Raw genomic sequence first — 26830 nt, 5'->3', positions numbered from 1 at the left:
ATCTCGCTTCCCCAGCAGTGCTGGAATCAGCGTGTCCAAGATCTGGGGTCAAGCCCCACCATCGGCAAGAACGGCACCGTCCAACTCCGCGGTATCAAGTTCCTCATCACCAGCCGGAGAGCAGGACAGACCATCGGTGCCGTCTGGGATCGGCTCGGCGTCGTCTTTGCCGACCAGCACGGCGAAGTCATCACCGAACACCCCTGGCCACCCAAGGGCACCACCTACGTCTCCAACGGCGTCCCCCGCGGCGGCGCCCCCACGCCCAGCACCGCCACCGCCACCGTCACCGAAGTCCTGACACATCACGTGTCACCGAAGTCCTGATGCAGAACCGTCACCCATGTCCTGAGACATCACAGTCGGAGGCTTATTCAGGGCCCGTGAAATAACGATCTAGCCCGGCGTGTCGGGTTGGGCGACAGCCCGTCCATCGCGAAGATTGGTTTGTCGAATCAATCCGAGATGAATGGGCTGTCGCAGTATGTACTATACCACTGGCTTTCGGCGTGATGAGATTCAGGATCTTGCCGCTCTGGTGCATGAGCAGGATCAGCGGAACGCGACTGGCCTGCGACGGCCTTGGCCGCCGATTCTGGGATTGTTCTGGTCGGTGGTGATCACGTTGGCGTATCTGCGCGGGAATCGTGTGCAGTGGGAGTTGGCGGAAACCTACGGGGTGTCGCAGTCGACGGTCAGTCGAGCGATCGCGGGGGTGACACCAGGGCCCCGGCAAAGTCGTGATGGGTGGGTCCTGAGCTGCGGTGATGTGGGGGGTGGGGGTGGGTGCGGACACAGGCTTGGCGTGATCATGAGGGTGTCGAATCCTTGCTCACGTCAGGAAGCCTGTGTCCGCAGTGTCAGTGTCTCCGATCGTTGCTGCTCTGGAAGGCCTGGAGGTCGGTCCTGACGCGGGGAGAGCCGCGCCGGTCGGTGAGGCGGCGGGGTTGTCGCTGGTGGAGGCCCTGTCGCGAGTGCCGGACCCGCGGAAACCACGCGGTGTCCGCCACGGTGTCCTCGCGGTGTTGCTACTGGGGGCGTGCGCGGTGTTGGCGGGGGCCCGGTCGTTCACCGCGATCGCCGAGTACGCCCATGACGTCGGCCGCGCCGTGCTGGACGTGCTCGGGGTGGGCGCGGTCGCTCCGCACGAGTCGACCATCCGCCGGGTCCTGCAACGGGTCGACGCCTCGGCGCTGGAGGCGGCGTTGCAGTCCTGGGTGTTGCCCCAGCTCAGCGCCCAGCCGGCGGCGGAGGGCACACCCCGGCGAGAACAGCGTCGCGTGCTGGCCTTGGACGGCAAGACCCTGCGCGGCGCCCGCGTCCGTGCCGCCGACGGCAGGGTCTGGCTCCCGCATCTGGTGTCGGTGCTCGACCAGACCAGCGGTGGCGTGCTCGGCCAGGTTCAGGTCGCAGAGAAAGGCAGCGAGATCACCGCGTTCACCGCGCTGCTCGACCCCCTCGACCTCGACGATGTACTGGTCACCGCGGACGCTCTGCACACCCAGCGAGCCCACGCCGACTACCTACACCGCCGCGGCGGGCACTACCTGATGACGATCAAAGCGAACCAGCCCACGCTGCTGGCACGGGTACGGGCGCTGCCCTGGACCCAGATCGGCGTCGCTGATCGTCAACGCGGGCGTGGGCACGGCCGCGTCGAGACCCGCACGATCAGCGTGGTCAGCCTGCACCCCTGTCCCGACCTGGGCGCAGAGTTCTTCCCCCACGCATCCCAGGCGATCAAGCTGGTGCGCCGGCGTCGCCCACTGCGGCCTGGCGGGAAGTGGAGAACCGAGACCGCCTACGCGATCACCAGCCTGACCAGCACCGACGCCGATCCAGGACTGCTCGCCCGCTGGATCCGTGGGCACTGGTCGATCGAGAATCGCCTGCACTGGGTCCGTGATGTCTGCTTCGACGAAGACCGCGCCACCGCCCACACCGGTCACGCCCCGCAGGTCATGTCGGCGTTGCGGAACCTCGCGATCACCGCGCTACGCCTGCACGGCGTCAGCAACATCGCCGCAGCACTCCGCCACCACGCCCGCGACCCCCATCGACCACTGACCACCTACAAGATCATCTAGCGACTTTGCCGGGGCCCTGGGGGTGACACCGTTGCTGGCGCAGGCGCTGCGGAGTGTAGTTCCGACTGCGGAGGAGCTTCGTGCCGATCGGCAGTACATCATCGACGGAACCCTGCTGCCCTGCTGGTCATGGACCGCCGTACCAGGTCTGTGGTCGGGCAAGCATCGCACCACCGGCGTCGTCGTCCAGGTCGCAGCCACCCTGGAAGGGCAGCTGTCGTGGATCTCCGACCCGACCCCGGGCTCCCGACACGACCTACATTGCCTCGACCAATCCGGCGCCCTCGACCACCTCGCCACATACCCACCGATCGGCGATAAAGGCTACATCGGGCGCGGCATGCTCACCCCGTTCAAAAAACAACCCGGCCGGGAACTTCTCGACTGGCAGAAAACATTCAACAAGAGCCTCAACCGCACACGCGCCACCATCGAGCGAGTCATCGCCCATATCAAGTCGTGGAAAGTTCTCCACACAGACTACCGCCGACCCTACGCCACATTTAAAACGACGATCTCGGCAGTCATCGGACTCATCTTCTACGCACTTACCTGACGGAGCCTGAATAAGCCTCTCGGACTACTAATATATAACAAGTAGCTTACCTTTACCGAGCCGATCGGTGGGTATGTGGCGAGGCTGCCGAAGGCCCCGGATCGGTCGAGAGGGCGGCGCGCTCAGGCGGTGGAAGCACTTGCCTCGATGAGTTCGCTGAATACCTCGGAGGGTTTCTTCCAGTCGAAGATTTTACGTGGTCGGTCGTTGATGTCGGCGGCGATCATGGACAGGTAGGTGGGGTCGGAGGGGATCTCCACGCCTTTGGGGAGGTACTCGCGCACGATGCGGTTGAGGTTCTCGTTGCTGCCGCGCTGCCAGGGAGAGCGCGGGCGAGCGAAGTAGACCGGCATCGAGCCCTTGGACACCACGTGGTGGGCGGCCATCTCGGCCCCGCAGTCCCAGGTCAGCGAGCGGCGCATCACCTCGGGGAGCCCAGCGGTCGCAGCGACCACCGCCCGGGTCACAGTGTGGGAGTCACGCCCGTGCAGCGGGACCAGGACCAGGAACCGCGAAGTGCGCTCCACCAGCGTCGCTACCGCGGTCTTACCTGCTTTACCGATGACCAGGTCGCCCTCCCAGTGCCCGGGCACCGCCCGCCCCTCAGCCTCAGTAGGTCGTTCATCGATGTAGGTCGGTTCGACGATCCGGGGAGCAGATGGAGGCCTACCGCCGCCACGACGGGCGGTCCGGCGGGTCCGTAACGCGATCAACTCGCGAGCCAGGGTGGACACCGGGGTGGCATAGACCCACTGGTAGATCGCCTCGTGAGACACCCGGTAAGTCTCGTCGGTCGGATAGAGCCGGGGCAGACGGCCCGCGATCGAGGCCGGGGACCAGCCGATCTGCAACAACCCGGTCACTACTTCCCGCAGCCGCGGTGACCGGTCCACCGCGAACATCTTCGGCCGGGACCGCCCGACCCGCGCCGCTTCCTCAGCCGGCCCCGCCCGGTAGCCGGCCCGGCCGCCGTGACGGGCGACCTCACGAGAGATCACCGACCGATCCCGCCCCACCACCGCAGCGATGTCGCACAACCGCCGGCCAGCGGCCAACCCCCGGGAGATCTCCTCCCGATCAGCCAAAGTCAACAGTTTCCGCACGTCATGATCCTGTTCCTCGCCGAACAACAAGATCAAGTGCTACGACCGCCTGAGCGCGCCGGCTCGTCGACTCGACGACGTTCGTCAGGCGACTCCGAGTCCACCGAGGACCCGACGAACGCGCGCAGTTTCTGTATTCAGGAAGGCGTGAAACCGTGCTGCAGATAGATACGCGTCCTGCCAATTATTCTCGGCGAGGTGCTGCTTCCACTGCGGCGTGGCGACCAGGGATGCGATCACTCTCTCCAGGGTAGCGCGCTGGGTCAGAGACAGGCCAGGTGGGGCTACCAGGCCGCGCCAGTTGAACAGCTCGATATTGATCCCGAACTCACGCGTGGTAGGAATATTCAAGCCAGCTGCTCGCTCATAGGCCGCGACTGCGAGTGCCCGGAACTCTCCCGTTCGGAGCTGGTGGGCGAACTCGCCGACACCAGCGACGGCGAACGTGACCTTGTTGTTGAGTAGCGACCCCATTAAACGTCCCCGACCGTCGTGAGCGATGTAGTTGACCGACTTCGGAATCAGTCCGACGTACTCGGCAATCAGCATCGGCGCCAAATGATCAGGGCCCCCCACCGCTGAACCGCCACCCACGAGAACCGTGGAGGGGTGGGCTTTCCAGTCTCTGATCAGATCCCCAAGATTGCGATATACAGAATTCGCAGGTACGAGAATGGCCTCGGGCTCGCTCACAAGCCGAGCGATCGAAGCAGTCTCCCCCAGCAACGAATCAGCTTGGTTGGCGATCACCCCGCCGAGGAGTCCGAGTCCCATACTCGCCAACAGGCGCTCGTTACCGCCCTCGGTGATGAGGTGATGAAGACCCGTCACACCGGCATCGCCGACGACGTTGAAGACCTCGACACCACGAGTCAGCCCAGTAGCATCGAGCACCTCGCCTACGACATGAGCCGTCATATCATAGCCGCTGCCCGGCGAGTTGGGGACAAGTAACCGCAGATCCCGCATCCGGCCATCAGCCAGCTCCATCAGCGGCCGCGCCCCGAGCGCCGCACCGCCGGTCGCAGCAATCCCGAGCCCGACAACCCCCCCGAGGCGACGCCGCGTCAGGGGCGTTCCCCACACGTCCGAAGTAGACCGAGAAGACATCTACGCACACATTCCCGCACAGGCCGAAGGACGGCTTCGGTCAGTTTTTTCACCCATCTCGGCGAGCCTGATCACTACCGCAGCCTACCTATCCGGGATATATGTGGGCAACTGGGTGAGCCTGTCCGAAGCCAAGGACCTCAGGCGGGGATGCTCACAACCCTAAGTAACGCTCCGGTGTCCAGTGTCCCCGTGGCCGAGACGGCCGCGACGGCACCGCGTGCTGCCCGGCACGGGACGCGCAGGCGTCGGTGCCATGTCTGACGTGAAGCCAGTTGAGCACCGCTCGAGTCTTCGGCTCTAGGGTGTGTCTCCCAAAGCCCGTAGCCAGGTGACGATCATCTTCAGCATTATTCCGCCGCGGTAGGTCAGAGCGAGCTTGTCGTAACGGGTAGCGAGGCCACGCCACTGCTTGACCTCGCAGAATCCGCGTTCGACGACGTTGCGGCTGCGGTAGTCGACCCGATCGAACACCGGTGGTCGCCCGCCGAGGGAGCCGCGTCGCTTCTGGTGTCCTTGTTGGTCAGCCGGTTCGGGGATGACCGCGGCGATCCCGCGTTCACGTAGATGCCGGCGGATGGTGCGGGAGGAGTAGGCCTTGTCGCCGCGGACCCGATCCGGGCGGGGCCGCGGCCAGCCCGGTCCGACCCGGTCGATGCACAGATGACTCATCAGATGCCCGAACATCGGGGCGTCGCCGGCCTGGCCGGGGCCGACGAGCACGACCAGCGGGCGGCCGTGGCCGTCAACGAGCTGGTGGATCTTCGTGGACAGTCCGCCGCGGGAGCGGCCCAAGGCGTGATCGGGCGGCTCGGCGTGCAGATTGTTGTAGTTCGATCCGGCCCCCTGTGTCACGAGTGAGGGTCGCGGCGTGTTGGTGGGCACGGATGATCGTCGAGTCGACCGACACCGCCCAGTGTGTGTCGGGTTTGCTGTCGGGTTGTTTGACACTCTGTCTGCGGGGCATGGGTCAGATCCAGACGACGCGCAACCCGCACGACATCACTTGTGAACTCAGACGGGTACTTCCTCGGCACAGCGACATCCTCTCAGCGGGACCCACGCCCCGCAGACAGAGTGTCAAACAACCCGACAGCAGAGCAATGCTTGAGACCTGTGGATGACCTGGAGGGGCCGTACCCTCCCGGTGATCTTGAGGCTCTGAAGCAAGGCCGGCGGGTCAACGCCGGCCGGAAGGGTACGACCCGTGCTCACCGTAGTTCCTGGAGCTGCTGACACCGATGAACCCCGCCGGGGCGGCGGCTCGCTGATCGACGACCTGGTCCGCGAAGGCGCCCGCCGGATGCTGGCCGAGGCGTTGCAGGCCGAGGTCGATGACTACATCGCCCGCCACGCTGAGGAGCGCGACGAGCACGGCCGGCGGCTCGTGGTCCGCAACGGCACCCACCAGCCCCGCGAGGTCCTCACCTCGACCGGCGCGGTCGAGGTTGTCGCCCCGCGGGTCGACGACCGCCGCATCGATCCCGAGACCGGGCACCGCTGCAGGTTCTCCTCGGCGATCCTGCCGCGATGGTGCCGCCGCACTCCGAAGATCACCGAGGTGTTACCGCTGCTGTATCTGCACGGACTCTCGACCGGGGACTTCGTGCCCGCGCTCGGGCAGTTCCTCGGCTCCACCGCGGGCCTGTCGGCGTCGATGGTCACCAGACTGACCGAGACCTGGAGGCTTATTCAGGCTCCGTCAGGTAAGTGCGTAGAAGATGAGTCCGATGACTGCCGAGATCGTCGTTTTAAATGTGGCGTAGGGTCGGCGGTAGTCTGTGTGGAGAACTTTCCACGACTTGATATGGGCGATGACTCGCTCGATGGTGGCGCGTGTGCGGTTGAGGCTCTTGTTGAATGTTTTCTGCCAGTCGAGAAGTTCCCGGCCGGGTTGTTTTTTGAACGGGGTGAGCATGCCGCGCCCGATGTAGCCTTTATCGCCGATCGGTGGGTATGTGGCCAGGGCCCCGGCAAAGTCGCTAGATGATCTTGTAGGTGGTCAGTGGTCGATGGGGGTCGCGGGCGTGGTGGCGGAGTGCTGCGGCGATGTTGCTGACGCCGTGCAGGCGTAGCGCGGTGATCGCGAGGTTCCGCAACGCCGACATGACCTGCGGGGCGTGACCGGTGTGGGCGGTGGCGCGGTCTTCGTCGAAGCAGACATCACGGACCCAGTGCAGGCGATTCTCGATCGACCAGTGCCCACGGATCCAGCGGGCGAGCAGTCCTGGATCGGCGTCGGTGCTGGTCAGGCTGGTGATCGCGTAGGCGGTCTCGGTTCTCCACTTCCCGCCAGGCCGCAGTGGGCGACGCCGGCGCACCAGCTTGATCGCCTGGGATGCGTGGGGGAAGAACTCTGCGCCCAGGTCGGGACAGGGGTGCAGGCTGACCACGCTGATCGTGCGGGTCTCGACGCGGCCGTGCCCACGCCCGCGTTGACGATCAGCGACGCCGATCTGGGTCCAGGGCAGCGCCCGTACCCGTGCCAGCAGCGTGGGCTGGTTCGCTTTGATCGTCATCAGGTAGTGCCCGCCGCGGCGGTGCAGGTAGTCGGCGTGGGCTCGCTGGGTGTGCAGAGCGTCCGCGGTGACCAGTACATCGTCGAGGTCGAGGGGGTCGAGCAGCGCGGTGAACGCGGTGATCTCGCTGCCTTTCTCTGCGACCTGAACCTGGCCGAGCACGCCACCGCTGGTCTGGTCGAGCACCGACACCAGATGCGGGAGCCAGACCCTGCCGTCGGCGGCACGGACGCGGGCGCCGCGCAGGGTCTTGCCGTCCAAGGCCAGCACGCGGCGCTGTTCTCGCCGGGGTGTGCCCTCCGGGGCCGGCTGGGCGCTGAGCTGGGGCAACACCCAGGACTGCAACGCCGCCTCCAGCGCCGAGGCGTCGACCCGTTGCAGGACCCGGCGGATGGTCGACTCGTGCGGAGCGACCGCGCCCACCCCGAGCACGTCCAGCACGGCGCGGCCGACGTCATGGGCGTACTCGGCGATCGCGGTGAACGACCGGGCCCCCGCCAACACCGCGCACGCCCCCAGTAGCAACACCGCGAGGACACCGTGGCGGACACCGCGTGGTTTCCGCGGGTCCGGCACTCGCGACAGGGCCTCCACCAGCGACAACCCCGCCGCCTCACCGACCGGCGCGGCTCTCCCCGCGTCAGGACCGACCTCCAGGCCTTCCAGAGCAGCAACGATCGGAGACACTGACACTGCGGACACAGGCTTCCTGACGTGAGCAAGGATTCGACACCCTCATGATCACGCCAAGCCTGTGTCCGCACCCACCCCCACCCCCCACATCACCGCAGCTCAGGACCCACCCATCACGACTTTGCCGGGGCCCTGGTTCTACGCCTGGTTGGCTGCGGCCCCGGTCCGGGCGCGGCGGGCCGCTGGTGATGCGGTGTTGGTGGCGCGGATCCAGACCTGACTTTGGTCACCCGAGCCTGGTTTCGCAGCTTGTACTGCGCTGAGCTGCGGTGATGTGTTTGCGCGGGAGCGGTGTGAGGCACTAATTCGGTGCTCTACGCTCGGTCAGGTGGCGTGGGTGAGGCGGGTACGGACGGCCTCCGGGGCGACCGCGGTCCAGATCGCCGAGTCCGTGCAGGGCCATCGACGGATCGTGGCCCATGTCGGGTCAGCGCACACCGAGGCCGAGCTGGGCCTGCTGGTCGAGCAGGCCCGTGGGCTGATCGACGACGCTGCACAGCAGGCCCTGGATCTGGGCGTCGCGCCGTCACCCCGGCGGGCCGAGCTGATCGCGCCCACCGCGGCCGGCGGTGCCACGCAGGAGGGGCTGTTCGGCCAGATGCCGCGGCGCGCCCCGAGCACCACAACCCGGCGGGTGGGTGCGCCGCAGGTGATCACGACCGGGTCGCGGGTGCTGTTCGACATCCTCGCCGAGGTCTACGCGGGCCTCGGGTTCGCAGAGGTCGCTGATGACACGTTCCGCGACCTGGTGATCGCCCGGATCGTCGAGCCCACGTCCATCCTGGACACCGGTCGGGTGCTGGCCGGTCTGGGCGTCACCGCGGCGAGCGAAAAGACGATGCGCCGCACCCTGCTGCGCTGCACCGGGCGCAGCTACCGCGACGAGATCGCGAGGGCCTGCTTCACCCACGCCCGTGGCAGTGGGGATGTGTCGTTGTGTCTCTACGACGTCACCACCCTCTACTTCGAGGCGGAGAAGGAGGACGACCTGCGCAAGGTCGGGTTCTCCAAGGAACGCCGGGTCGACCCGCAGGTCGTCGTCGGGCTGCTGGTCGATCGCGCAGGGTTCCCCCTCGAGATCGGCTGTTTCGAGGGCAACAAGACCGAGACCGCGACGATCCTGCCGATCATCGAGGCCTTCCGGGCCCGACACCAGCTGCCGGTCGAGCCGGGCGGGATGGTCGTGGTCGCCGACGCAGGGATGCTCTCGGCCGCGAACCTGCGCGACCTCGACGAGGCCGGCCTGCGGTTCATCGTCGGCTCCCGACTCACCAAGGCCCCGGTTGACCTGGAGTCGCACTTCCACTGGCACGGCGACGCCTTCGTCGACGGGCAGATCATCGACACCCTCACACCACGCGACCGCCGCACCGGGCGCAGCGAGAACAGCCCGAAGGTCAAGGCCGAGCCCGTCTGGAACCCCAACCAGCATCCGGGATCCTGGCGGGCGGTCTGGGCCTACTCCACGAAGCGGGCCGTCCGGGACCGGCGCACGTTGACCCTGCAGGAGAACCGGGCCCGCGAGGTCATCGCCGGCGAGAAGCCCGCGCGCACACCGCGGTTCGTCAAGGTCACCAACGGCTCCCGCGCCCTGGACGAGGCCTCCTTGGCTCGGGCATACCGGTTGGTCGGGTTGAAGGGCTACGTGACCAACATCCCGGCCGGCGGCGCAGCGGCCGGGGAGATCATCGGCGACTACCACGACCTCTGGCACGTCGAGCAGTCCTTCCGGATGAGCAAAACCGACCTACGCGCCCGCCCGATGTTCCACCACCAACGCCAGTCCATCGAAGCGCACCTGACCATCGTGTTCACCGCCCTCGCAGTCGCCCGCGAGATCCAGAACCGCACCGGGCTCACCATCCGCAACGTCGTCCGCCAGCTCCGACCACTGCGCTCGGCCACCATCGCCATCAACGGCACCCAGCAGACCCCTTCCCGCCCGCCGTCCCCGCCGACAAACAGGCCCTCCTCGACGCGCTCCGTCAGCCCGCGGCGAAGCACTAAGACAAGTGACCGAAGTCAGGACATCACCGCAGCTCAGGACCCACCCATCACGACTTTGCCGGGGCCCTGGTTCTACGCCTGGTTGGCTGCGGCCCCGGTCCGGGCGCGGCGGGCCGCTGGTGATGCGGTGTTGGTGGCGCGGATCCAGACGATCCATGACGGCGACAACACCATCGGTGCGCCGCGGGCCACCACAGAGCTCAACGACGGTGTCGCCGCCGCCGATCGGGTCAACCACAAACGCGTCGCGCGGGTCATGCGCGCGGCCGGGATCGCCGGCTACCGCCGCCGACGCCGCGTGCACACCACGATCGTCGAGCAGCCCCGGCAGACGGTGCCCGACCTGCTCAGGCGGGATTTCACCGCCCCAGCACCGAACCAGGTCTACGTCGGTGACATCACCTACCTGCCCCTCGCAGGCGGGACGAACCTGTATCTGGCCACGGTGATCGACTGCTGCTCCCGCAAACTCGCCGGCTGGGCCCTGGCTGATCACATGCGCACCGACCTGGTCAACGACGCGCTCCACGCCGCGGAACGGGCTCGTGGGTCGCTGCGCGGGGCGGTCTTCCACAGCGACCACGGAGCGGTCTACACCTCGAGTGCCTACGCCGAGCTCTGCGACCGGCTCGGGGTGACCCGTTCCATGGGCGCGGTCGGGTCGTCGGCGGACAACGCCCTGGCCGAGTCGTTCAACGCCACCGTCAAACGCGAGGTCCTCCAGGACAGCACCTGCTGGCCCGACGCGGCCACCTGCCGACGGCAGGTCTTCAGATGGCTGACCCGCTACAACACCCGCCGACGACACTCCTACTGCCAGCACCTCCTGACTTCGGTCACTTGTCTTAGTGCTTCGCCGCGGGCTGACGGAGCGCGTCGAGGAGGGCCTGTTTGTCGGCGGGGACGGCGGGCGGGAAGGTCTGCTGGGTGCCGTTGATGGCGATGGTGGCCGAGCGCAGTGGTCGGAGCTGGCGGACGACGTTGCGGATGGTGAGCCCGGTGCGGTTCTGGATCTCGCGGGCGACTGCGAGGGCGGTGAACACGATGGTCAGGTGCGCTTCGATGGACTGGCGTTGGTGGTGGAACATCGGGCGGGCGCGTAGGTCGGTTTTGCTCATCCGGAAGGACTGCTCGACGTGCCAGAGGTCGTGGTAGTCGCCGATGATCTCCCCGGCCGCTGCGCCGCCGGCCGGGATGTTGGTCACGTAGCCCTTCAACCCGACCAACCGGTATGCCCGAGCCAAGGAGGCCTCGTCCAGGGCGCGGGAGCCGTTGGTGACCTTGACGAACCGCGGTGTGCGCGCGGGCTTCTCGCCGGCGATGACCTCGCGGGCCCGGTTCTCCTGCAGGGTCAACGTGCGCCGGTCCCGGACGGCCCGCTTCGTGGAGTAGGCCCAGACCGCCCGCCAGGATCCCGGATGCTGGTTGGGGTTCCAGACGGGCTCGGCCTTGACCTTCGGGCTGTTCTCGCTGCGCCCGGTGCGGCGGTCGCGTGGTGTGAGGGTGTCGATGATCTGCCCGTCGACGAAGGCGTCGCCGTGCCAGTGGAAGTGCGACTCCAGGTCAACCGGGGCCTTGGTGAGTCGGGAGCCGACGATGAACCGCAGGCCGGCCTCGTCGAGGTCGCGCAGGTTCGCGGCCGAGAGCATCCCTGCGTCGGCGACCACGACCATCCCGCCCGGCTCGACCGGCAGCTGGTGTCGGGCCCGGAAGGCCTCGATGATCGGCAGGATCGTCGCGGTCTCGGTCTTGTTGCCCTCGAAACAGCCGATCTCGAGGGGGAACCCTGCGCGATCGACCAGCAGCCCGACGACGACCTGCGGGTCGACCCGGCGTTCCTTGGAGAACCCGACCTTGCGCAGGTCGTCCTCCTTCTCCGCCTCGAAGTAGAGGGTGGTGACGTCGTAGAGACACAACGACACATCCCCACTGCCACGGGCGTGGGTGAAGCAGGCCCTCGCGATCTCGTCGCGGTAGCTGCGCCCGGTGCAGCGCAGCAGGGTGCGGCGCATCGTCTTTTCGCTCGCCGCGGTGACGCCCAGACCGGCCAGCACCCGACCGGTGTCCAGGATGGACGTGGGCTCGACGATCCGGGCGATCACCAGGTCGCGGAACGTGTCATCAGCGACCTCTGCGAACCCGAGGCCCGCGTAGACCTCGGCGAGGATGTCGAACAGCACCCGCGACCCGGTCGTGATCACCTGCGGCGCACCCACCCGCCGGGTTGTGGTGCTCGGGGCGCGCCGCGGCATCTGGCCGAACAGCCCCTCCTGCGTGGCACCGCCGGCCGCGGTGGGCGCGATCAGCTCGGCCCGCCGGGGTGACGGCGCGACGCCCAGATCCAGGGCCTGCTGTGCAGCGTCGTCGATCAGCCCACGGGCCTGCTCGACCAGCAGGCCCAGCTCGGCCTCGGTGTGCGCTGACCCGACATGGGCCACGATCCGTCGATGGCCCTGCACGGACTCGGCGATCTGGACCGCGGTCGCCCCGGAGGCCGTCCGTACCCGCCTCACCCACGCCACCTGACCGAGCGTAGAGCACCGAATTAGTGCCTCACACCGCTCCCGCGCAAACACATCACCGCAGCTCAGCGCAGTACAAGCTGCGAAACCAGGCTCGGGTGACCAAAGTCAGGTCCTACTGCCAGCACCTGTCCCCGAACACCTACGAACAGGCCCTCCGGGCTACCGTCACAGCCACAGCCGCGTAATCAACCACCGTGTCCAAGATCCGGGGTCAAGGCCCCCCCGGCATCGATCTGGGCTTGACGCACCCACCGACGCAACGACTCCGCGCCACAACCCAGACGGGCAGCGACGGTCTGACAGGCAGCGGTCAAGCTCGGGTACTCATCGAGATGACCCAGCACGAGCCGGACCGCTCGCTGCTTGGTCTCCTCCGGGATCTGCTTCGGCACGATCATCTTCCTTCCAGACTCGAAAGGAAGCGGCATCACACCGTGGACGCTTCACAGGGCGGTGAACGCCTCCGCGGTGTAGGTGGAGCTTCTGTCCGGTGTGGAACACGACTCCGTCGACGTGGGCGTGTCCACCTCGGTCCGCGACTGCTGTCTTCAACGCTGCGCAGGCCAGCTCCGCGTTCGGGTGTGGTCCGGTCGCTGCGCCCAGCAGACGGCGGGCGTAGAGATCGATGACCGTGGCCAGGTACAACTTCCCCGACCCGGTGGGGACCTCGGTCATGTCCCCGACCCAGCGGGTGTTCGGATCGACAGCGGTGAAATCCCGGCGGAGCAGGTCCGGGAACACCGGGGCGGCCTTGTCCGGGCGGGTCAGCCCGCTACGGCGCCGGACCCGGCGCGCGACCAGGCCTTGTCGGCGCATCGACGCCGCGCCGGTCTTCTCGCTCACCACCCAGCCGGCATCACGAAGATCGCCCAGCAGCCGTGGGGACCCGTGCACACGACGAGCCCGGCCGAACGCCTCGGCCACGGCCCGGTCGAGCTGGGCCCGGCGACGGTCCCGATCGGTGTGCAGGCCGGTCCCGGCCTCGGGGCCGGCGTCGCGAGCGGCCCACTTGTAGAACCAGGGCACCGAGACTCCCAACAGGTCGCAGGACAGCACGTGCGGCACCCGGTACAAGGTCCTCTGGTCAGCGATGAAGCGTGCCACGCTCACCTCGTCGCCTCTTTCACCCACCCGACCACGGATCGCTTGAGGACATCACGCTCCATCCGGAGCTCGGCGTTCTCCGCGCGGAGGCGTTTCAGCTCCGCGACCGCGTCCGGGCCAGCCCGTCGCGGCCGGCAGCATCGTCACGTGCACGGGTCACCCACGTGCCCAACGTGCCCTCGTTGATCCCCAGATCGCGGGCGACCTGCGCGATCGGTTTCCCCGTCTCGGCAACGATCCGGACCGCCTCGTCACGGAACTCCCGGTCGTACACCCTGCGTGTCTCTGACATCGCCACTCCCTATAGCCGATGCCTCCACGATCCGGGGGGAAGCACACAGACTCCAGCCTGCACGGCGCAGACGCGCCGGCCCTTCTCAAACACGGTCTCAGAACCATGTACCTGCCCACGGGGCCGGGGCGGCGACGGCGAACAGCACGTCCGCTCGCGCGGCCGCTCCTGGGGTGTGCTCGACCCATAACCCGGCCGTGCACAATCTCGACGGCATCCGGTCACCGAGAAACGCTGGCATCAATGTGCTCGCACTACATTCCAGATCAGGCAGGACCCCCTTCGCCGGCTCGACACCACTCACCCCGATCCGCCAGGTACCGGCGCCATCACCCAGAGCGAGCGGTCCCGATTCACGCACCCGCAGCACCACCGGATCGCCCGACCCCCAGCTTCGAGCCGACAACGCGGCAGAAATATCGACGAGGCACGCCCACAGCTCATCACCCCGCCCGAGCACCTGCCGCTGACGTGAATCAGCAAGCATCAGATCAAGGTCCTCATCCAGCGGGCGCCCCCACCCCACCACCGAATCAACGAGATCCAGACCCGTCACAAACCGCCATAATCCAGCTGTAGCCGCCGCCGACGACGCCCATAATTGCTGGACCCCAACCTCGGCGGGCCAATCACGATCCGGACCGACCTTGCCGCTCACCCACACAACGAATCCGTCATCGCCCGCCGTTCCGGAATGCACAGCAATACCCTGATAACCCGAACCCGCGAACCCCGGCGTCGCCCCTGACGCCGGCTCCAGGGCATGCCGCCACCACTGCGGCGGACGAGTCAACCCACCGGGACGCCCACCAGCAAGGCGTTCCTGCAGAACAGGCAGCACGGCCGCCGCCTCGGCGCGATCCAGCATCCGGACCCGCCTCCCAGTCGCGGTGTCCGGGCCGCACTCGGGCCGCCACTCTGCCCGGACAGGGACGCGCACCGTCTCACTCCGGGACACAACGCCGTAACCATAACGCCCGTAGATCCCCGTCTGTGTCGCATGCAGAACCGCCGCGACATCACCGCGCTCCCGGGCCTGGCCGAGCTGAGTGCCCATCAACGCAGACAACCGGCCCTTCCGTGTGGAATCAGCCCGAACTCCCACACCCGTCACTGCTGACGCGGAAACCCGGGCCCCACCCGGCAACGTCCACTGAGTCGGAAAGGAATGTGCTGTCCCGACAATCTCGCCATTCGCACCCCGGACGCCCAGCCAACACTCATCATCGAAAAGGTCGTCGCCGACCCACCCTTCACGCCATTCTTCGATACCCACCGGAGCTTTATGCAGCGCACCTAGAAACACATTGAACGCAGCACGGCGATCGACCAGATCAACAAGAACCTCAACATCGGCCACACTCAGGACCTCGAATCTCTCTAGTCGCTCACCACTACATGAAATCCACAGAGAAACCTGCACTCAGGGCAGCTATCGCCACCATCTACTCCATCGCGCGCCGTCGACCGCCGCGCCTGTCGGTGAGCACAGCCCCCTCACCGAGCGGCGATCAGTATCCGGGCGGCGTCGGGCTCGTGGGCTTGGACGAACATGACCCGCGCCGCAGCAGCAGCAACCGTGTGGTGCAGGTGACTCCGTACCCCGCGTTCCCGCAGCTCATCGGGGTACGGAGAAGTCTTGATTCCTATTAAGCGGTCGCGATGAATGATGTCGGCCTGGCGTCTGCCTTGACGCGCACGGCATAGTGTGCTCCATCGTGGAGCTCGAAAGGTAGCTCGTGGCGCGGCAGCGTTGCCCCGATCGTGATTGATGCGGCATGACAAGTTCCGAACAACGCAAGACTCCAAGAGCGGCCTTCCGCGGTAGAAAGTGTAAGCGGCGTTCCTCCTTGTTTTTCTGACCGAGTCACGATTAGGTGCCATTCGGACGTCGTCTCGTCGATTCGGCGAATTGTTGTGGCGAAAGTCAGGACGTCTCTCTGGCGGTTTACTCGGGCGTAGGCAAGGTCGGTGCCGAGTTCATCAGGGTCTAGGGTGAATGCGTCGCGCAGATGGAGCACCACGCGCGGGAAGTCCCGCAGAATCGTTTCGACATGGTTATGTTCTGTGACGCGGCGCCGCTCTTCTCGCCAGGCCCACACCAGGTCAAGCGTGCGCATCGCGGGGGCCGCCGTCGTCGAAGGGACGGCCGGCCGTTTCATCGGTTCCATGAGGGTCGGCGCGGCGGTCCGCGGTGACGTCGGCGTGCCGTTCTGACACGGCACGTTCTTGTTCACGTGCCTGCTCGCGGGCCCGGTCCAGCGCTGCGGTCTCGGCGGCCGGGTCGGGAGTGAACAGGGTCCCGGGTGTGGAGCGGCCTGCAGCTCCGAGCTCGTTCATCCGCTTCGGAACGGGGGCCCCCTGATACTCCAGCTTGACGGGATGGCTGTGCTCGTCGACCCCGGTGAGCGGCTGGTGCACTTCGATGTATGCCCCGTGTGGGAGTCGTTTGATGATACCGGTCTCCAGACCGTGTTCCAGTACAGCGCGGTCGGACTTCTGTAGACCCAGGCACCACCGGTAGGCGACCCAGTACACGATCGGCGGCACGATCAGCAGACCGATACGCCCGGCCCAGGTCGTTGCGTTGAGCGAGATGTGGAAGAACAGCGAGATCCAGTCGTTGAACCCGCAGAGGACCAGCCACAGGTAGAACGCGATCCCCATCGCCCCCAGGGCTGTGCGGACCGGGACGTCACGCGGGCGCTGGAGCAGGTTGTGATGCGCATCGTCACCGGTGAACCGCCGCTCGATCTTCGGGTAGGCCGATGCAAGCATGAACAGCACCGGCAGGAACGCTGCGGTAGGCAGGAATGCCGACGGGATCGTGTAGGTGTCAAACAAGTAGAACTCCCAGGGCGGGAAGATCCGCCCCATGCCCTCGGAGAACAGCATGTAGAAGTCCGGCTGCGAGCCAGCGGAGACATGCGAGGGATCGAAGGGCCCGAAGAACCAGATCCGGTTGATCTCGAACAGCCCGGAGACGATGATGAGGATGCCAGCGACAATGAAAAAGAACGCACCACCCTTAGCCGCGAACTGCGGCATGATCCGGACACCGACCACGTTGTTCTCCGTCCGGCCCACTCCGGGGAACTGGGTGTGCTTCTGATACCAGACAAGACCGAGGTGGACTGCAATCAGGGCGAGCAAGATCCCAGGAAGAATTAGGACGTGGATGATGTAGAGCCGCGGGATGATCTCGGTGCCCATGAAATCCCCGCCGAACAGCGCCCAGTGCATCCAGGTCCCCACGACCGGGACCGACAGGGTGATACCGGAAGCGATCCGCAAGCCGATCCCAGAAAGCAACTCGTCGGGCAGCGAGTAGCCACTGAAACCCGCAAAGGTAGCGATCAGGATTAGATTAACCCCGATCGCCCAGTTAGCCTCTCGAGGCTTACGGAACGCTCCAGTAAAGAACACCCGGAACATGTGACACATCATCGACGCCACAAACAACAGAGCGGACCAGTGGTGCAGCTGACGCATGAACAGCCCACCGCGCACCTCGAAGGTCAGCGCGAGTGCTGACTCGTAAGCCCGAGACATATGCACGCCGCGGAGCGGATTGTAGGGGCCGTTGTAGACGACCTCTTCCATCGAGGGATCGAAGAACAACGCCAGATAGACCCCCGAGAGAATGACGATGATGAAGCTGTAGAGCGCGATCTCGCCCAGCATGAACGACCAGTGGGTCGGGAAGACCTTGTTGAGCTGTTGACGCAGCCCCGCGGCTGGGCGATACCGCTGGTCGGCTTGTTCCAGGGCCTCAACGACCCGCTTCTTCATCTGCAGCCCCCTGGACGAGGCCGTGAGGTTGGGCTCATGTCGCCGGGTTTCCTCCTCGGTGGTCCACCGGAAAAACGGACGGGCCGTGCGGTGTCGATGAGATGTCGTTCATGTCTGATGTCGATGACAGCTGGGCACTGCTCCTACTACATGAGTTTCTACTGTTCGACAGCCCTGGCGAAGCCGAGGGGGACAGCTCCCCGGTGCGGCGACGCTTCCAGCCGAGGTCCGGAAGGTCCGACAGGGTGGACGGCCCCTCTCGGGCCTGCTCAGGTGAGCAGCGGTCTCAGCGCCGCGCGGAGTAGGTCTGCTACCTCTATCGACGCTTCCTGTACCGGCGTCCGGCCCGGCGATCATCGCGTGACAGGGGAGTCCTCTCACCGAGCACCAGCGGAGCAACTGATGCCAACCAGTTGTCTCCCGGGCTTTTGTCCCGCCGTGAGGCGATTCGATAAACCGCCTACGTCTCTCAGACCAGACTCCTCCAAGGGGAACGGAACCCTAGACGCGCCCCCACCATAGCGGTGGATCGCCACAGACTATAGCCGGCTCGGTCGGAGCCCGTCGGGCGGGACCACCCGTGCGTGACCGCGGCTACAGCGACCCTCGCAGTAGTCGGGTCACGGCTCCGGCCGGAATCCAGCGCCTCGCATGGGCCAGGAGCCGGCAAACTCGGGCACCGCCAACAGTCACGGTCGCATGAATACGGTGGAGGCTTCGGTCACCACGGAGCGCTTACTCGACTCTGGCTTGCTATGTTGCAGCGTGAAGGTTGGAGAAGCCTTGCGGACGAGGTGAACCAGTACCCGCGCAGCGACAAGACTGGTTCAGGGAGTTCCTGGTGGCTTGGGGTATCTTGATCGCGTCCGGCGTCCTTGAGGCGGTATGGGCGACAGCACTGTCGTCCTCGGACGGATTTAAGCGTCGCAAACCGACGGTCGTCTTCGCCGTCGCGCTTGTGTTCAGCATGATCGGCCTTGCTGTGGCGATGCAGACCCTGCCCACCGGTACATCGTACGCGGTCTGGGTCGGCGTTGGCGCCGTGCTGACCGCCGGGTGGGCGATCTTCCGCGGCAAAGAGAAGGCCACACCGATGAAGGTGCTCCTGCTCGCCGGGCTGGTCGGCAGCGTCGTCGCGCTCAAGGTGGTGTCGTGATGAGCTGGATTGTCCTGGTCGTCAGCGCAGTGTTCGAGGCAGTCTGGGCGACCGCACTCGGACAGTCCGATGGATTCAGCAAGCCAGCCCCAACAGTAGTCTTCGTGATCTTCCTGACCCTGAGTATGATCGGGTTGGCGCTCGCGATGCGCCACATCCCGGTCAGCGTCGCGTACTCAGTCTGGATCGGGATCGGCGCCGTGCTCACCGTCGCCTACGCCATGTTGACTGGCGGCGAGCAGTTCACCACAGCCAAAGCCGTCGTGCTGACCATCCTGATCAGCTGCATCGTCGGTCTGAAATTCACCAAGGCCCCAACTCCGACGACGGAAGCGACGGCTGAGGCACCGTCGGCCGCCACCGAGCAACCGAAGTGACGACTTGGAGCTCGCGCGGATTGGTTACAGCTTGGCCGCGGCCGAGTGTCTGGGGCGAGGGCGGGCACGGGCCTGCCGATCATGAAGTTGTCTACGCTTCGTGATCGTCTGGAGGCCGCGTGCCCGTCCTGCCATCATGGCTGACCGAGCCGCTGTGGGACCAATTCGCCGCGCTGCTGCCCGCACGGGCCGAGTTCGATCGGTGAGGTCCGGCCGCTGCTGGCCGGGCGTGGTCACGCGGTGCCTGACCGGCCTGGAGTACGGCTGCGCACGCTGGCTGACGTGGTTGCCTACGCCGAGCATGAGGGAGTCGTCCTGCGGCTGGATGCGACCGAGACCCAGGTCAACCGACCCGCCGCGCACCGACCAGGCCGGCGGGCCTTCATCTCAGAGCGTGTTTGGAAATGGTGGGTGTGTCGGGATGGTCGACACGGCTGGGGTGCTCCATCGTGGTCGGCATGCAGGAACGACCGCGCCGGTACCCCTCGGACACCAGTGATGCCCAGTGGGTGGTGATCGAGCCGTTGTTACCGCCGCTCGCGCGGCGGGGGCGGCCTGTTGCTCATGCTCGTCGGGACGTGCTGGACGCGATCTTGTATGTCGTGCGGACCGGGTGTGCCTGGCGGGCGTTGCCGGTGGACTTCCCGCCCTGGCAGACCGTCTACTGGTACTTCAACCAGTGGGAACAGCAGAAGGTCACCGAGAAGATCCTCCCGGTCGTGCGGGGGCAGTTACGTATCGCCGAGGGCCGTGATCCGGAGCCGAGTGCGGGGATCATCGATTCCCAGTCGGTCAAGGGCGCCGACACCGTCGGCCAGGACTCCCGCGGCTACGACGCCGGGAAGAAGACAGGCGGACGGAAACGGTTCATCGTGACCGACACCCTCGGTCTGCTGCTGACCACGATGGTGTGCTCGGCCTCGGTACAGGACCGCGACGGCGCCAAGCCGATCCTGCTCAACCTCTACCTGCGCACCAGGGTGCGGTTCGTCTACGCCGACGCCGGCTTCGCCGGGCGACTGCTCGACTGGGCCGCCACGATCCTGCAGACAACGATCGAGATCATCCGCAAGCCACCCGAGCAGCGCGGATTCACCGTCCTCCCACGAAGGTGGGTGGTCGAACGGACCCTGGCCTGGCTCACCGCACACCGACGCCTGGCCCGAGACTACGAACGCCACCCCACCACATCCGAAGCCATGATCCGCTGGGCCGCGATCAACACCATCACCCGCCGCATCGCCCGTGGATACCCCGCCACCCGCCAGCAGAAACACACGACACCCTCAACCCACTAGAATTTCCAAACACGCTCTCAGGGAAGAAGAACCTGAACACCATCAAGACCACGATCATCAGCGACGGTGCGGGACGCACCCTATGGACCGGGGCGCACCGGCCGGGACGCCAACACGACCAGACCGCGTTCGACACTGAGGGCATCGATGACCTCCTCGATCACTTCCCGCACGCCAGAGCGCTGGTCGACGCCGGTTATCGCGGACTCCGGAAGCGTCATCGGGGTCAGATCGTTGCTCCGCCCCCGAGTACTCGTTCCCGCAACACGGTCTCTGTCGTCACCGCCGATATCCGAGACCGGGCTCGGCAGCGTCACTCCTCCCAGCGGATCGCGGTCGAGCACGCGATCGCCGCACACAAGCAGTGACGCGGCCTGCGGCGCTGGACTCACCAGCGCGCACACCTGCCCGAGACCTACCGGGCGATCGCCGGTCTGGTCTCCGACCGCGACGCCATGCGATAGGCCCTCACCGAGCACCTCTGAGGCCAGCACATCCCAACCCCAATAGCTCATGAACTCGTAAGCCCTTGCGCGGCACACGGCTCGAACACCGTGGTCCTGTCCGGGCGCCCTGGCTGCTCTGCGGAGTGCCCCAGACCCCTCTGGAACGTACCGACGCCGCTGCCTGTGTCCTTCGCGGTCTCGGCATCGAGAACGAGCGGCTTCCCGGGGTGCCCCGGTTCTGCCTCCACGCACTGCTGCGCAGATAGTGGGATGCCGGCGCCTGCCCCGCCGCGGTACTGCACGCCATCGACCACCACCCCGACTGGCCCGACCACCACCGCGGAGACATGCTCCGCGGCGGCCGCGACCCGATCGCCATCCGCGGCGCACGACTGCGACCATGGACCGGGCGACTCGGCGAGCTGCCCGCCAGCCTCCTCGGACACCCGGGCAACTACGTCGCCGCCCGCTACGAACGCCAGCAGCGCCGCTCCCCCGTCGCCGTACAGCCCACCGACCGCACGCCGGTGGCGCCCGATCCCTCCAACCGCCGCAACGCCGCCCAGGCCGCAGCGCTCGCGTCCTTCGCCACCCACCAGGCCCGTACGAACCTGGGCAAGCCCAGTGCCGCGCACTGAACGCGACGCTGCTTCCAGCGGAAGCACCCATCAGACACGACAAATATATACAATCCATATATATTGGGATGACCGCGGCGCGTTGCAGTTCGAGCGCTCGCGGGAGGATGCACCCAACATCGAGGGGAAGCGGGACACCTCATGCCACCGAGGCGACAGCCAGGACTCACCGTCGGCGCAGCCGCACGGATCGGGCGCCGAGCATCCGGCGAGGGTGCTTCCAGCGGAAGCACCGCCACCGCCACCGCCACCGCGACCGCGGAGGCTCCGCAGGCCCGGGCGGGGATTCTCGGGGCCATCAGCGCAGCCGCCGAGCAGCCGCCGGCGCCGGGGGAGCGGATCGTCGACGTCGACGTCGCGCACCTCACTCCGCACCCCGACAACATCCGCGACAGCCTCGGCGACGTCACCGGCCTCGGTGAGTCCATCGCCGAGCGCGGCGTGCTGCAGCCCCTCGTCGTGGTGAGCCGGGCCGCCTTCACTGCCCAGCGGTCCGACGTCGAGCTGGACGTGGCCGTTCAGTACGTCATCGTTGCTGGGCACCGTCGCCACGCCGGCGCCGTCCACACCGGCGTTCCGACCGTGCCGGTCGTCGTGCGCGATGCGCTCGCCGGCGACGACGACGCCGTCCTGTCGATGATCGTCGAGAACGTGCAGCGCACCGACCTGAGTCCGATCGAGCAGGCCCGCGCCTTCGGGCGGCTGCGTGATCGCGGCTGGTCCGAGCGTCGCATCGCCAAGGAGACCGGGGTCAGTCCCGGCCAGGTGCACAAGCGGCTGCAGCTGTTGCGGCTGCCGGCCAAGCTCGCGGCCGCGCTCGTAGACGGAGAGCTGACCGTCACCGACGCGCTGCGGCTGCTGGAACTGCCCGACAGCGAGATCTCCTCGGCCTGGTCGCAGGCCAAGCGCGAGGAGTACCGCGGCATCAACGGCGTGGTCACGGCCCGCCTGGCCGCGCTCGCCGCCCGTGAACGCGGCGAGCAGCTGCGCACCGCACTCACTGCCGCCGGGCTTCGCCTCATCGACGACCCTGACGCCGAGTTCGGCAGCCGCCCCTGGAACCACCTGCTCCCGAGCGCGTACTCGGTGCCCGGCGCCGACCCGGCCGTGCGCGGCATCGCCAGCGGCGACGACGCCGTACCGCCGCCCGCCGACGTTCTCGCGCACGTCTACGCCCAGGGCGAGCGACTGCACCTGTCCTGGTACTCCACCCAGGCGCGGGAGGACGAGCCCCGCAGCGGTGGGGGGGGAACCGTCGCGCCCGCCGAGCCGAGTGCTTCCAGCGGAAGCGGTTCCGCGGGTGCTTTCAGCGGAAGCCCCGACGCACCGGCGACCACGGTCGACCCCGCCGAGGCGCAGGAGCGCGCCCCTCTGCTGCGTGAACGTCAGGAACGTGCCGAGGTCGCCCGCGCTGCCAGCGAGGCCCGCGCCGCGGCGTGCGCCCGCATCGTGACCGGGCGACTGGACCCCGAGCTCGCCGTGGAGATCCTCGCCGACGCCGTGCTTGTCGACGTCGTTCTCGAGCCCTATGAGTACGCCGCGGTCGCCGCCGAGTTCTGCGGACAGCTCGTCGACGAAGACGTCGACGCCGGCGACGACCCCGTCTCGACGTGGCTGCACCGCCAGGCCACCGCCGGGCCGCTGGCTGCGCGCCGAGCCGCCGTGGCCGTCGCGCTCGCCGAGGTCGAGAACAGCCTCGGCTGGGCCGGCGGCGACGGCCGCGACTGGACCTCCCACGAGGCCCGGCACGTGCGGCGCCTGGCCGCGCACGGCGGCTACGAACTCACCTCCGACGACGAGCAGCGGCTCGCCGTCCTCACCATGAGTGCTTCCGCCGGAAGCGCCCCCGCAGACGGAGCCACCTCATGACCGTGATTGCCGTTGGCAACCAGGCCGGCAGCGCCGGGAAGACTACCCTCGTGGTCAACGTCGGCGCGCGGCTGGCTCAGCTCGGCCACCGGGTGCGGGTCATCGACCTGGACGCGCAGGGCAACGCCTCCCACTGGCTCGGCCATCCCGAGCCCCTGCCCGACGACGCCGGCAACGTCGCCCCGGCCGGGCTCGGGACCTACGAGCTCCTCTTCGACGGCGCGGCGATCCTCGCCACGGAACGTCCCGTCGAGGAGCTCGACACGCTCACCGTGGTGCCCTCTCACCCGACACGGATGGAGGGCGCCGACGTCGAGCTGTCGAAAGTCCTCGGCGGCGAGCAGCGGCTGCGCATGGCGCTGCAGGCGGCCGTCGACGACGCCGACGTCGTGACCCTGCTCGACTGCCCGGGGTCGCTCGGCACGCTCACCGTGTCCGCGCTCGTCGCAGCCGACGTCGCGGTGACCGTGTTCGCGCCGGCCGAGAAGGAGGCTGGCGGCGTCGGGAAGTTCGAGGCCACCATCGAGACCGTCGCCAAGGCCTACAACCCTCAGCTGCGGCTCGTCGCGGCGGCACCGTCCATCGTGCCGTCGGCCGGCAGCTACTACCGCGACGTGCTCGACCAGGTTCGCAGCGCATGGGGCGGCATCGTCACCCCTGCCGTGCGCCGCTCCGTCCGGGTCCCTGAGGCCTACAGCGCGCAGATGCCGCTGTGCCTCTACGGCCCCGACGAGCCCGTCACCGCCGACGTGGCCGCCGTCGTCGAACACCTGCAGACCGCCGGCGTCGTCGGTCTCGGCGCCGCCCGGTGAACCAACCCCGCCCGCGCCGCCGCGGTGGAGTCCTGGCACGCCCTGCTGCAGAACAACGTCCTGGACCGGCACCGCTGGCACACCCGCGACCAGCTCCACGACGCGATCATCTTCTGGATCGAACGCACCTACAACCGCCGACGCCGACAACGCGGCCTCGGCAAACTCACCCCCGTCGAGTACGAACTCACCTTCACCACCCAGACCACCACCCCCGCACCATGATCACCACTTAACCACTGTCAACCAACACTGCAGCAAACCCCATCAGGTCGCTACTGCAATCCCGACAGAACCGGACCACCGCGCCGGCCGCGGCCTCCGCCACCGCGCGACCACCAGCTGGGACACACCGCGAGTGACACACCGACGCATCAAGCGACGTCCGCCACCCCCACCCGAGTGGGCATCCCCGACATCTCGACTGCGCTGCGCGACAACCGCACGTCGACCGGGTGGTGGTGTGTGGTCTGCAGTTTCCCAGCCTGGAGCCTCTCGTTACAGCTAGTACGGGCTCCCCCCTTCATATTCGAGTACCAGCACTATCTGGAGGACATGCGTGATGTGGAAGAAGACCGGGATCGTGGTGGCCGCCTCAGCGGCATCGCTGATGGCGCTCTCGCCGGTGGCGATGGCCCACGGCAGCGGTGACCACGGCGACCACGGAATCGACAAGAGCTCGAAGGGGCTGATCTCGGGCCTGAACGGCAACAACATCAACGTGCCGATCCAGGTCTGCAACAACAACATCCCCGTCAACCTCATCGGCGCCCAGGTCCCCATCGAAGACCTCGGCCTGGGCAACGGGCTCACCGGCGCGCTGGGGATCCTCGGCTCTGGCACCGCGAAGTCCGGACACTCGGTCACCGACCAGTCCGACACCTGCGCCCAGACCGGCGCCGCCGGCGACGCCGCCATCAGCGGCAAGTAACACCCCGCGCCGCTTCGCTGGCGGGAGCCTTCACTCACCACGCCAGCTGAGCACACGCCCCTGTTCGCTGCCAACGAGCAGAGACCAGGGCGCGTACACCGAGAGAGCCCCGGCCTCAAGGGACCACGGCACTGTCGCACAGGATGCCCACAACCCTCGGGGTGCGGGGCCTCTCCCGCATCCTGAGGCCTCTACACCGGGCGCCACTACACTGCCTTGGTGTCTGACATGTCCGACCCGATGGGCCCCGACGACATCCTGGTCATCACCACCCAGGACTTCACCATCCGCAGCGACAAAGACCTCTACCAGGCCTCCTACGCCCTGATGAGCTACTTCTCCGGGCTCTGCCGACAAGGCCGGATCGCCGACGCCTACGCCGGACCCACCCAACCGCCAGCCACCGACGGTCACGACCCCGACGACCTCGACGGCGAGCACCTCACCATCCGGATCGAAGTCATCGCCGACAGCATCGACCACGGCATCACCACCGCCCTCGAGACCATGCACCGCGGCTTCACCACCCTCGGACGAACACTGCCCGACCAATACAGCCCCGACGAAATCCAAGTGCTGACCATCGCCATCGGCGGCGACGACCTGACCATCACCCACCTCGACCGCACTGCGGCTTACTGCCGGGTCGGCCTCACCTCCTGAAACTGGAGTCATTCTAGAAAAATCCGGGTGGTTCCGGGGTGCTTTGCTGCGCTGTAGTGCGTTGCGGCAGTCCAGAATTTCTGGAGGCGTGTCGATGTCTGATCGGTTCGATGGGCTCGAGCAGATACGCGACACGGTCTTGGTGCAATGCGGGCCGAGTGAAGCCTGAGCGGCACTGGAACTCGCGGCCCGATCCGGAGCTGGTGTGGTAGTGACCACCCAGCAGCGACGGGGGATCTGGCAAGCTGGTACTCAGAGGTCGTTTCAGAATGACTTCGTGAGTCCCCGGTGGCAGATCAGGGCGCAGGCGAGGTGGAGCAGGCCGAGGTGGATGTCGGCTCGGCGTTCGTAGCGGGTCCGGAGTCGTTTGAAGGCGTGGAGCCAGGCGAAGCCGCGTTCGATGACCCAGCGGTGTTTCCCGAGGCCGGAGCCGTGGCCTCGTCGTCGTCGGGCCAAGTGTGGTCGGATGCTGAGTGCGCGGAGGCGGCGGCGGTGTGGCTGGGAGTCATAGCCCCGGTCTCCGTAGAGCGTCCCGGGGCGGTGGCGGGGCTGGCCACGACGACCCCGGATCGGCGGGATCGCCTTCACTAGCTGTACTGACCACAGACGTTGGTTAACCGGCTGATCGGTGGTCGTCGTCCGATGGCGGTGTGGGGCCGGTGATGGTTGTACTCGTGGAGCCAGTTTGGGAGGGCGTCGCGCCGCTGGGACTCGCCGGTGTAGTGCCGGGCGTAGGCCCACCGGTCGGCCAGGGTGCGGTGGAATCGTTCGATCTTGCCATTGGTCTGCGGCCGGTAGGGCCTTGTGTGTTTCGGGGTGATGCCCAGGTCGTGGAGCAATGCTTGAGACCTG

Annotated in this window: 22 protein-coding genes, 7 pseudogenes and 1 riboswitch; of the genes and pseudogenes, 15 read left to right on the top strand and 14 right to left on the bottom strand. The window is 67.1% G+C overall.

Annotation, left to right across the window (positions count from 1 at the left end):
- Window positions 1-48: 48 nt before the first annotated feature.
- Window positions 49-201, bottom strand: a complete 153-nt coding sequence (locus KPL57_RS55125) for a hypothetical protein (RefSeq protein ID WP_226358248.1) — start codon at window positions 199-201, stop codon at window positions 49-51.
- Between the two features lie 662 nt (window positions 202-863).
- Here KPL57_RS55125 and KPL57_RS55120 point away from each other — a divergent pair.
- Together KPL57_RS55120 and KPL57_RS55115 are read left to right on the top strand one after the other, a co-directional pair.
- Window positions 864-2087: an ISAs1 family transposase gene (locus KPL57_RS55120; protein ID WP_226351754.1), complete on the top strand. Its 1224-nt coding sequence runs from the start codon at window positions 864-866 to the stop codon at window positions 2085-2087.
- Window positions 2088-2118: 31 nt separating this feature from the next.
- Window positions 2119-2643, top strand: coding sequence for a transposase family protein (locus KPL57_RS55115; protein ID WP_226358247.1), 525 nt, complete (start codon window positions 2119-2121; stop codon window positions 2641-2643).
- A 122-nt stretch (window positions 2644-2765) separates the two neighbouring features.
- Here the strand turns inward: KPL57_RS55115 and KPL57_RS55110 are convergent, their stop codons facing one another.
- The 3 genes from KPL57_RS55110 to KPL57_RS55100 form a co-directional block, all read right to left on the bottom strand.
- Window positions 2766-3776 carry an IS30 family transposase gene (locus tag KPL57_RS55110; protein ID WP_226351167.1) on the bottom strand — a complete coding sequence of 337 codons (1011 nt, stop codon included), beginning with the start codon at window positions 3774-3776 and terminating at the stop codon, window positions 2766-2768.
- A gap of 54 nt (window positions 3777-3830) precedes the next feature.
- Window positions 3831-4832 carry a tripartite tricarboxylate transporter substrate binding protein gene (locus tag KPL57_RS55105; RefSeq protein ID WP_226358246.1) on the bottom strand — a complete coding sequence of 334 codons (1002 nt, stop codon included), beginning with the start codon at window positions 4830-4832 and terminating at the stop codon, window positions 3831-3833.
- Window positions 4833-5156: 324 nt separating this feature from the next.
- On the bottom strand, window positions 5157-5741 hold the full coding sequence (locus KPL57_RS55100) for an IS5 family transposase (protein ID WP_226358245.1): 585 nt from the start codon (window positions 5739-5741) through the stop codon (window positions 5157-5159).
- A gap of 322 nt (window positions 5742-6063) precedes the next feature.
- Between KPL57_RS55100 and KPL57_RS55095 the strand changes: the two are divergent.
- Window positions 6064-6543, top strand: a pseudogene (locus KPL57_RS55095) (transposase); the annotation flags it as partial.
- A 15-nt stretch (window positions 6544-6558) separates the two neighbouring features.
- Here the strand turns inward: KPL57_RS55095 and KPL57_RS55090 are convergent.
- Together KPL57_RS55090 and KPL57_RS55085 are read right to left on the bottom strand one after the other, a co-directional pair.
- Window positions 6559-6804, bottom strand: coding sequence for a transposase family protein (locus KPL57_RS55090; RefSeq protein WP_226358271.1), 246 nt, complete (start codon window positions 6802-6804; stop codon window positions 6559-6561).
- Window positions 6805-6838: 34 nt separating this feature from the next.
- Window positions 6839-8062 (bottom strand): ISAs1 family transposase, encoded by a 1224-nt coding sequence (locus tag KPL57_RS55085; protein ID WP_226350739.1) that lies wholly within the window; start codon window positions 8060-8062, stop codon window positions 6839-6841.
- A gap of 334 nt (window positions 8063-8396) precedes the next feature.
- Between KPL57_RS55085 and KPL57_RS55080 the strand changes: the two are divergent.
- Window positions 8397-10075: pseudogene (locus KPL57_RS55080) on the top strand (IS1634 family transposase).
- 70 nt (window positions 10076-10145) lie between these two features.
- Window positions 10146-10910: pseudogene (locus KPL57_RS55075) on the top strand (IS3 family transposase); the annotation flags it as partial.
- 10 nt (window positions 10911-10920) lie between these two features.
- Here KPL57_RS55075 and KPL57_RS55070 read toward each other — a convergent pair.
- The 6 genes from KPL57_RS55070 to KPL57_RS55040 form a co-directional block, all read right to left on the bottom strand.
- A complete protein-coding gene (locus KPL57_RS55070; RefSeq protein ID WP_226350710.1) occupies window positions 10921-12597 on the bottom strand; it encodes an IS1634 family transposase in 1677 nt (558 codons plus the stop codon).
- Window positions 12598-12924: 327 nt separating this feature from the next.
- Window positions 12925-13704, bottom strand: a complete 780-nt coding sequence (locus KPL57_RS71025) for a DDE-type integrase/transposase/recombinase (protein ID WP_226358244.1) — start codon at window positions 13702-13704, stop codon at window positions 12925-12927.
- Window positions 13705-13798: 94 nt separating this feature from the next.
- On the bottom strand, window positions 13799-13978 hold the full coding sequence (locus KPL57_RS55055) for a transposase (RefSeq protein WP_308187997.1): 180 nt from the start codon (window positions 13976-13978) through the stop codon (window positions 13799-13801).
- A gap of 115 nt (window positions 13979-14093) precedes the next feature.
- Window positions 14094-15356, bottom strand: coding sequence for a GNAT family N-acetyltransferase (locus tag KPL57_RS55050; protein ID WP_226358242.1), 1263 nt, complete (start codon window positions 15354-15356; stop codon window positions 14094-14096).
- Between the two features lie 289 nt (window positions 15357-15645).
- Entirely contained in the window at window positions 15646-16116 is a 471-nt protein-coding gene (locus KPL57_RS55045) for a hypothetical protein (RefSeq protein ID WP_226358241.1), read from the bottom strand.
- The gene (locus KPL57_RS55040; protein WP_226358240.1) at window positions 16103-17788 is read right to left on the bottom strand and encodes a cytochrome bc complex cytochrome b subunit; all 1686 of its coding nucleotides are present in this window, start codon (window positions 17786-17788) and stop codon (window positions 16103-16105) included. The genes KPL57_RS55045 and KPL57_RS55040 overlap by 14 nt, the downstream gene beginning before the upstream one ends.
- A 415-nt stretch (window positions 17789-18203) precedes the next feature.
- A riboswitch (guanidine-I (ykkC/yxkD leader) is annotated at window positions 18204-18304 on the bottom strand.
- Between the two features lie 325 nt (window positions 18305-18629).
- Here KPL57_RS55040 and KPL57_RS55035 point away from each other — a divergent pair.
- The 10 genes and pseudogenes from KPL57_RS55035 (at window position 18630) to KPL57_RS54990 (ending at window position 25978) form a co-directional block, all read left to right on the top strand.
- Window positions 18630-18944, top strand: a complete 315-nt coding sequence (locus KPL57_RS55035) for a multidrug efflux SMR transporter (protein ID WP_226358239.1) — start codon at window positions 18630-18632, stop codon at window positions 18942-18944.
- Complete coding sequence (locus KPL57_RS55030; protein ID WP_226358238.1) at window positions 18944-19321, top strand: multidrug efflux SMR transporter; 378 nt, start codon at window positions 18944-18946, stop codon at window positions 19319-19321. Before KPL57_RS55035 ends, KPL57_RS55030 begins: the two co-directional genes overlap by 1 nt.
- Window positions 19322-19725: 404 nt before the next feature.
- Window positions 19726-20635, top strand: a pseudogene (locus KPL57_RS55025) (IS5 family transposase); the annotation flags it as partial.
- The gene (locus KPL57_RS73105) at window positions 20529-20987 is read left to right on the top strand and encodes a transposase family protein (RefSeq protein WP_374203931.1); all 459 of its coding nucleotides are present in this window, start codon (window positions 20529-20531) and stop codon (window positions 20985-20987) included. The pseudogene KPL57_RS55025 and the gene KPL57_RS73105, both read left to right, overlap by 107 nt.
- Before the next feature lie 425 nt (window positions 20988-21412).
- The gene (locus KPL57_RS55015) at window positions 21413-21703 is read left to right on the top strand and encodes a hypothetical protein (RefSeq protein WP_226358237.1); all 291 of its coding nucleotides are present in this window, start codon (window positions 21413-21415) and stop codon (window positions 21701-21703) included.
- Window positions 21704-21844: 141 nt separating this feature from the next.
- Entirely contained in the window at window positions 21845-23572 is a 1728-nt protein-coding gene (locus tag KPL57_RS55010) for a ParB/RepB/Spo0J family partition protein (RefSeq protein WP_226358236.1), read from the top strand.
- On the top strand, window positions 23569-24384 hold the full coding sequence (locus KPL57_RS55005) for a ParA family protein (protein WP_226358235.1): 816 nt from the start codon (window positions 23569-23571) through the stop codon (window positions 24382-24384). Before KPL57_RS55010 ends, KPL57_RS55005 begins: the two co-directional genes overlap by 4 nt.
- 18 nt (window positions 24385-24402) lie before the next feature.
- Window positions 24403-24609 (top strand): annotated as a pseudogene (locus KPL57_RS55000) (IS3 family transposase); the annotation flags it as partial.
- Window positions 24610-24946: 337 nt separating this feature from the next.
- A complete protein-coding gene (locus KPL57_RS54995; RefSeq protein WP_226358234.1) occupies window positions 24947-25315 on the top strand; it encodes a hypothetical protein in 369 nt (122 codons plus the stop codon).
- 219 nt (window positions 25316-25534) lie between these two features.
- Window positions 25535-25978 (top strand): hypothetical protein, encoded by a 444-nt coding sequence (locus KPL57_RS54990; protein WP_226358233.1) that lies wholly within the window; start codon window positions 25535-25537, stop codon window positions 25976-25978.
- A gap of 264 nt (window positions 25979-26242) precedes the next feature.
- Here KPL57_RS54990 and KPL57_RS54985 read toward each other — a convergent pair.
- Together KPL57_RS54985 and KPL57_RS54980 are read right to left on the bottom strand one after the other, a co-directional pair.
- Window positions 26243-26569 (bottom strand): annotated as a pseudogene (locus KPL57_RS54985) (transposase); the annotation flags it as partial.
- Window positions 26566-26811 (bottom strand): annotated as a pseudogene (locus KPL57_RS54980) (integrase core domain-containing protein); the annotation flags it as partial. The pseudogenes KPL57_RS54985 and KPL57_RS54980, both read right to left, overlap by 4 nt.
- Window positions 26812-26830 lie beyond the last annotated feature (19 nt).

Source organism: Pseudonocardia sp. ICBG601 (assembly GCF_020496245.1).
This window is presented reverse-complemented; position numbering and strand designations above follow the sequence as displayed.